Origin of the sequence: Dietzia sp. DQ11-71, assembly GCF_014144995.1 — a bacterium.
GTDB classification, from domain to species: Bacteria; Actinomycetota; Actinomycetes; order Mycobacteriales; family Mycobacteriaceae; genus Dietzia; species Dietzia kunjamensis.
Genome location: NZ_JAALDT010000131.1, coordinates 1 through 2,738, shown reverse-complemented (window position 1 = coordinate 2,738; position 2,738 = coordinate 1). Strand labels below are relative to the sequence as shown.

3 protein-coding genes and 1 pseudogene are annotated in these 2,738 nt (G+C 72.1%); 2 read left to right on the top strand and 2 right to left on the bottom strand.

Going from position 1 to position 2,738, the window contains the following annotated elements; translation table 11 throughout:
- The coding region (locus G6023_RS05580) for an adenosylcobinamide-GDP ribazoletransferase (RefSeq protein ID WP_182634364.1) at positions 1-145 on the top strand (145 nt) is incomplete at its 5' end.
- An 11-nt stretch (positions 146-156) separates the two neighbouring features.
- Here G6023_RS05580 and G6023_RS05575 read toward each other — a convergent pair.
- Entirely contained in the window at positions 157-1,248 is a 1,092-nt protein-coding gene (locus G6023_RS05575) for a branched-chain amino acid aminotransferase (protein WP_096905672.1), read from the bottom strand.
- A gap of 32 nt (positions 1,249-1,280) precedes the next feature.
- Entirely contained in the window at positions 1,281-2,393 is a 1,113-nt protein-coding gene (gcvT, locus tag G6023_RS05570) for a glycine cleavage system aminomethyltransferase GcvT (protein WP_132061855.1), read from the bottom strand.
- A 142-nt stretch (positions 2,394-2,535) separates the two neighbouring features.
- Here gcvT and G6023_RS05565 point away from each other — a divergent pair.
- Positions 2,536-2,738: pseudogene (locus G6023_RS05565) on the top strand (leucyl aminopeptidase); the annotation flags it as partial.

The window sequence follows — 2,738 nt, the reverse complement described above, 5'->3', positions numbered from 1 at the left end:
GGCGGGCGTCGCCGCCTACGGCGCCGCGGCGGGCTTCGGCCGACACGCGGTCCGCCGGTTCGGCGGGATCAGCGGGGACGTCCTCGGAGCGGTGATCGAGACGGGCACCGCCGCCGCGCTGGTGGCGGCGGTGCTCCTGCTCTGACGGGGCGCGGCTCAGACCAGCGTCGTCATCCAGCCGAACGGGTCCTCCACGGACCCGCGCTGAATACCGGTGAGCGTCTCGCGGAGCCGCATGGTGATCGCCCCCGGCCCGCCGTCACCCACCGTGTAGCCGCCGCCGGAGTGCTGCACGGACCCGACGGGGGTGATGACGGCGGCGGTGCCACACGCGAACACCTCGGTGATCTCGCCGGAGGCCACGCCCGACTCCCACTCGTCCACCGAGACCTTGCGCTCGGTCACGGGGTAGCCGAGGTGGCGGGACAACTGCAGGAGACTGTCGCGGGTGACGCCCGGCAGCAACGAGCCGGACAGTTCGGGGGTCACGATCTCGGCGGAGTCGCCGGAGCCGAGGACGAAGAACAGGTTCATCCCGCCCATCTCCTCCACGTACTTCCGCTCGATCGCGTCGAGCCAGACCACCTGGTCGCATCCCTTGGCCGCGGCCTGCTCCTGGGCGCGCAGCGAGGCGGCGTAGTTGCCGCCGAACTTGGCGGCGCCGGTGCCGCCGGGGCTGGCGCGCACGTACTCGGTGCTCAGCCAGACGCTCACGGGGGCCACGCCGCGGGAGAAGTACGCGCCGGCCGGGGAAGCGATCACCGAGTAGAGGTATTCGTCGGCCGGCCGCACGCCGAGCCCGGTCTCGGTGGCGATCATGAAGGGCCGCAGGTAGAGCGCCTCCTCACCGCCGGCGGCGGGCACCCAGTCGCGGTCGATCGCCACGATCTGCCGCAACGACTCCATGAACAGCTCTTCGGGCAGCTGCGGCATGGCGAGGCGCTCCGCGGAGCGGTTGAAGCGGGCGGCGTTCTGCTCGGGTCGGAACGAGGCGATGGAGTCGTCGGCCTGCCGGTAGGCCTTGAGGCCCTCGAAGATCGTCTGCGCGTAGTGCAGGACCACGGCGGACGGGTCGATGGACAGGGGGGCGTACGCCTCCACGACCGGGGTGCCCCACTGCCCGTTCGAGTACGGGAGGGTAACCATGTGGTCGGTGAAGTGCTTGCCGAAGCCGGGGGCGGCGAGGATGGCCTCGCGCTCGGCGGTCGATCTCGGCGAGGCGGACGGACGGACGTCGAACTCGGACATTGCGGGTCTCGTTCCTGGAGGAAGGGGTCGGGTCAGCGGGTGCGGATCTCGATGAGCGGGGGTACCGCGAGGCGGCACGGTACCTCTCGTCCGCGTACGTCGACGACGACCTCGTCGCCCTTCTTCAGACCCGCGTCCAGCTCGATGAACGCGAGCGCGATCCCCGTCTTGAGGGTCGGCGAGAACGTGCCTGAGCTGGTGACGCCCACGTCGCGTCCACCGGCGCGCACGGTCTGTCCGGCGCGCGGGATCCCGCGTCCGGTGACCTCGAGCGCGTACATGCGGCGGGCGGGGCCGGCCTCCTTCTGACGCAGCAGTTCCTCGCGCCCCCAGAAGGCGGGCTTGTCCCAGCCGATGGCCCAGGCGCAGCGCGCCTCGAGCGGGCTGAGGTCCACGGACAGCTCGTTGCCGTGCAGCGGGTAGCCGGCCTCCGTGCGCAGCGAGTCGCGGGCACCGAGACCGCACAGGGCGCCCTCGCGGGACAGCACCTGCTCGGCGAGCGCGTCCCAGATCGGGCCGGCCTCGTCCCAGGCGGGCAACACCTCGAAGCCGTACTCGCCGGTGTACCCGGTGCGGCAGACCCGCACGGAGTGTCCGTCCCAGTCGGCGTCGACGTACGCCATGTAGTCGAGGTCGGTCGGCAGCCCCACCGCCTCGAGCACTTCTCCGGCGAGGGGGCCCTGGACCGCGATCACGGCGCGGGAACGGTGTTCGTCGGTGACGGTGACCCCGGGCGCCCGCTCGGCCGCGGCGGCCTGCATCCGGCGGACCACCTCGGCGGTGTTGGCGGCGTTGGGGATGAGGAAGATCTCGGAGTCGGAGACCCGGTAGGCGATGAGGTCGTCCACCACTCCCCCGGACTCGTCGCAGCACAGCGTGTACTGGGCGCTGCCGGCGGCGATCCGGTCGAGGTCGTTGGTGAAGCACGAGTTGACGAACTCCGCGGCGCCCGGGCCGGTCACGAGCGCCTTGCCGAGGTGGCTGACGTCGAACAGTCCGACGGCGGTGCGGGTGGCGGTGTGTTCGGCGACGGTGCCGGCGTACTGCACCGGCATCGACCAGCCGCCGAACGGGGCGAAGGTCGCGCCGGCCTCCACGTGGCGGGAGTGCAGTGGTCCCTCGTGAAGGTCCCCTGTGTCTGTCATGTGGCCACTCCTCGCGCTCTACGGTCCGGCTGCCTGCCCACGTTAGTCGATAGACTATGGTGCCCTCGCCGTGGCGGTCCCGCCGCGTCGTCCGGGCATCACGACCCTTCCCGTACGTCCTGCCGACCCCCAGGAGCGCTTCATGCCGACCGCGCAGTCGATCCTCACCCACAGCCCGGATCTCGCCCCGATCGAGGCGGTCACGACGCCGGTGGACGCCGACGTCGTGGTGGTCGGTATCGCGGCCGATGCCGGGGCCGGAGAGGATGCGGCGCCCGTCGTCGTCGCCCCCGGCCTGGAGGGTGAGGTCGCCGCGGCGCTCGCCGCGGTCGCGCGGTCGGTGGG

What these genes read in the sequence shown, in the direction of transcription:
- G6023_RS05575 (WP_096905672.1), bottom strand. Translation starts at nt 1,248, where the DNA reads ATGTCCGAGTTCGACGTCCGTCCGTCCGCCTCGCCGAGATCGACCGCC.
- gcvT (WP_132061855.1), bottom strand. Translation starts at nt 2,393, where the DNA reads ATGACAGACACAGGGGACCTTCACGAGGGACCACTGCACTCCCGCCAC.